At 60.5% G+C, this 4,007-nt stretch carries 2 protein-coding genes and 3 pseudogenes; all 5 read left to right on the forward strand.

The window, feature by feature from the left end:
• Positions 1 to 293 (forward strand): annotated as a pseudogene (gene tuf / locus E5W70_RS31275) (elongation factor Tu); the annotation flags it as partial.
• Positions 294 to 451: 158 nt separating this feature from the next.
• Positions 452 to 2,137 (forward strand): hypothetical protein, encoded by a 1,686-nt coding sequence (locus E5W70_RS31280; RefSeq protein ID WP_292665116.1) that lies wholly within the window; start codon positions 452 to 454, stop codon positions 2,135 to 2,137.
• A 28-nt stretch (positions 2,138 to 2,165) separates the two neighbouring features.
• Positions 2,166 to 2,261, forward strand: a pseudogene (locus tag E5W70_RS31285) (elongation factor Tu); the annotation flags it as partial.
• Positions 2,262 to 2,507: 246 nt separating this feature from the next.
• Positions 2,508 to 3,671: a hypothetical protein gene (locus tag E5W70_RS31290; protein WP_292665118.1), complete on the forward strand. Its 1,164-nt coding sequence runs from the start codon at positions 2,508 to 2,510 to the stop codon at positions 3,669 to 3,671.
• Positions 3,672 to 3,805: 134 nt separating this feature from the next.
• Positions 3,806 to 3,952, forward strand: a pseudogene (locus E5W70_RS31295) (globin); the annotation flags it as partial.
• Positions 3,953 to 4,007 lie beyond the last annotated feature (55 nt).

The raw sequence follows: 4,007 nt of genomic DNA on the forward strand, positions 1-4,007 counted from the left end.
CCGTCAAGCCGCACAAGAAGTTCGTTGCCGAAGCCTACATCCTGACCAAGGACGAAGGTGGCCGCCACACGCCGTTCTTCACCAACTACCGTCCGCAGTTCTATTTCCGCACGACGGACGTGACCGGCATCGTGTCGCTGCCGGAAGGCACCGAGATGGTGATGCCGGGCGACAACATCACCGTCGATGTCGAGCTGATCGTGCCGATCGCCATGGAAGAGAAGCTGCGCTTCGCCATCCGTGAAGGCGGCCGCACCGTCGGTGCCGGCATCGTCGTCACCATCAAAGAGTAATCGCCGGCGCTGCCGGTTGAGATCGGATGCAAAAGGGCGGTCTTCGGGCCGCCCTTTTGATTCTGATATTCTGGCAATGGATTAACCGCATTGCTTCAAATCCTGTTGCAAGCGCCTCTGCCATAACTAGTATAGGTTGCATCGAGGGGGCTGCCCGAATGGTTCCATGGCGCCGTTTGCATAGTCAGGCATGGTGGTCGCTAGGGCTGATCTGCCTGGTGTCGTTGCTTGCCATGAGCCACGCTGCCTTCGCAGCGGATGCAAAGAAATCCACGCCGGAAAAATCCACGCCGGATTTCGGCCCGACGATGCGGTTCGTCGTCGTCCGCAGCAGCGCGCCGAGCTGCGAGCCGACCTGTCCGGAATGGATATCGGCCGAAGGCTCGATTGAAGCCGGCACGCCGGCCCTTTTCAAGCGCACGCTTAAGGCGCTTGGCGCTCGCAAGCTGCCGATCGTCGTCGATTCCCCGGGCGGCAATGTCGAAGCGGCGCTGACACTTGGTCGCCTGATCCGCAAGAACAAGCTCGATATCGCCGTCGGCAAAACCCGCTTCGTCGGCTGTCTGCCAGATGTGAAGAACTGCAAGGAAAACGACGGCAAGGGCGCCCGTTATTTTGGCAAAGCCTATGCCAACGGCGCCATCTGCAATTCCGCCTGTCCGTTGATGTTTTCCGGTGGCATCCGGCGCGCGGTCGGGGAGTGGGCCTTTCTCGGCGTCCATCAGATCACCACGACCTATATCCGGACGAAGCTGCTGTACCGCACCACTTACCGCATGGTGAAAGGCAAGAAGAAGATACTCAGCACCAGGGTCGTCAGCCGGAAGAACGCCGGCAGCTACAAGACCTACGAGATGAACAAGCCGCTGGAGCGGAAGCTGGCGGCGTATCTGAAGGAGATGGGCGTCGGCCTGGGCGTGCTCGGGACCATGAAAAGCACGCCGGCCAGCAGCATCCAGCAACTGGTTCCCTACGACATGCTGCAAATGAATCTCGTCACCAGCCTGGATGCCGTCGACCTGCTGATCGCGCCAACCCTATGCAAATCCGATCCGTTGCCGGCGAGTTGCAGGGAAGTGCCGGCGCCGGCGAATATCGCGAAGCCGGCCGGGGAAGTGGTAGCGAACGCCGAGCCTGCACCTTCAGGGCTCGAAACCCCGCCGGCGAAGGAGGTCGCTGACATGCGATTCGTCCTGGTCCGCGGCAGCAATCCGCTATGCAATCCCAATTGCCCGGAATGGATCTCGGCGGAAGGCATGATTACCGCTGACACGGCCGAAAAACTGCGCCAACTGCTTGACAGCGTCGGCGACCGGCGCTTGCCCATCGTCATCAACTCGCCGGGTGGGGACGTGCTTGGCGCCTTGGCCGCCGGAAGGCTGATCCGCGAACGCAAACTCGACATAGCGGTAGCGCGGACGGATTTCATTGGCTGCGAGCCGGGGCAGACCGACTGCGCCGCCGAAGACGGCGTCTACAACGGGCTCACGGTCGATGTCGGCGGCGAGTGCGGCTCGGCCTGTCCGATCATGCTCGCCGGCGGTGTCAAACGCCTGGTCGGCCCGCGTGCACAGTTGAGAGTGCATTCGGTAGGGCAGGAGCAAAAGGTCAAGGCCTATCTCGATGAGATGGCCATCGGCCCCGGTCTGTTTACCGCAATTCAGCTGTATTCAGTCGAACGGCAGCTCGAACTCGACAGGATGCTGAAATACCAGCTGACAACCGGACATCAATCGGCAGACGAATTGACAGGCCCCGGCATCTGCAGATCGGAGCCACGGCCGGAGAACTGCCGCGAAGCTTCGGGCGCCAAGGCTCAGGCCAGCACGCCGGTCAAATCGTAAGGCGGGCTTGATCGCTGCGAGCTGATCGATCGTGCCGATCGCCATGGAAGAGAAGCTGCGCTTCGCCATCCGTGAAGGCGGCCGCACCGTCGGTGCCGGCATCGTCGTCACCATCAAAGAATAATCGGGACCGGCATTCGCCGGAATCCAAAAGAGAAAGGGCGGTCTTCGGGCTGCCCTTTTTCGTTTCCGACGCTCTGCGGCACAAGTATCGGCCGGTGTTTTGAAGCTATTGCAAGTGCCATTGCCGCAACTATTATAGGTTGCGTAGAGGGGGCTTTTGCCAAGCGTGGTTTCGGGACGCCATTCAGACACTGTGGCAAGGTGGTGGCGCGGGCTGGCCGGCCTAGCGCTAGTGGTCGCGGTTGCGATGGCTGCATTCGCCGCAAAGGCCGAGGATGCGTCCGATCCTAGGACATGGGATCCGAAGTCATGGTACCTTCCGGGCAGTTCGTCCGATGGTTTTTCGGAGATGCGGCTCATCATTGCCCGCAGCAGTGCAGTCGGTTGTGAGCCCAACTGTCCGGAATGGATTTCAGCGGAAGGCGCCATTGCAGCCGGCTCGCCGGCTCTACTAAAGCGGGTACTGAAAAAGCTCGGTACTCGCAAACTGCCGATTATTGTTAATTCCCCTGGCGGCGATGTCGACGCTGCGCTCCAGCTTGGTCGCATAATACGCAAGAACAGGCTCGATATCGCCATCGGTAAGACCGAGTTTACCGATTGTTGGCCGGGGACGGAGGATTGCGGGGCCAGCTACGGCAAAGGCGTAGCCTATTTCGGCGTCGCGTCCGATGGTGGCGCCATGTGCAATTCCGCCTGTCCGCTGATGTTTGCCGGAGGCGTCCACCGCGTGGTGGGCAGCTGGGCCTATCTGGGTGTTCATCAGATCACCACCACCTATTTCCCCTCAACACGGCGTGTTCGAACCACCTATCAAACTATCCGTGGCAAAAGATATCAGGTCACCACGGAGACCGTTACTCAAGGCGAGAGCTACAAGACCTATAAAATGAGCAAGGCGTTTTCGAGAAAGATCTCGGCCTATCTCAGGGAGATGGGTGTCGGACAAGGCGTGCTGGACAGAATGAAAGCCACGCCCGCTAGCGACATCCGGCAGATTTCCCTCGCCGACATGCTGACGATGAAGCTGGTCACCAGCAGCGGCTCTGTCGACATATTTACCCTGGCGGGCATTTGCCGGCGGAGTCCTGCGCCGGCGAACTGCCGGGAGATCCCTGCGAATGCCAAGCCGGCCGAGGTGGCAGCGATCAAGACGAAGGCCGGACCTTCTCAACCGGCTCAAGTCCCACTTTCTCAGCCTGCCAAGCCAGCGGCCAAGGTTGGCGACGAAGGGCTGTCCAGTGGTGCTGGTTCCCACTTGGTCGCTTGTACAGACATAGATGGCGTAACGCGGATAATCGTGACCAATCCAAATCTCGGTCAAGCCTGTGGTGGTCCTAGCGGAATGGGACCCTGGCCGGCTTGGGGCGTGCCGAGCAGCCCGTACATATCATCGGATGTGAAGCCATGATCAGCTGGGGGGTGGCCGCGGCCGCCCAGTCAGAGCTACAGGTGCCGCAGCCGGCCGAACTGGCCATCGAGGCAGGTTGAGCCACGCACGATCCTTCCGCTATCGTCCCTGCACATCACAATCGAGGATCGGCGATGACCCAGGACGTCCCGACATTGTTCGAATGGGCCGGCGGCGCCGAGGCGCTGAACCGGCTGACGCGGACTTTCTACAACAAGGTGGCGTTGGACCCGGTCGTCGGTCGGGTGTTCAAGACCATGTCGCCCGATCATCCCGCCCATTGTACGGCCCGGAGACATGGGTAACAGTTTGTACCTAAGACATGGGTGACAACCT

Source organism: Mesorhizobium sp. (assembly GCF_005063415.1).
Lineage (GTDB): Bacteria > Pseudomonadota > Alphaproteobacteria > Rhizobiales > Rhizobiaceae > Mesorhizobium.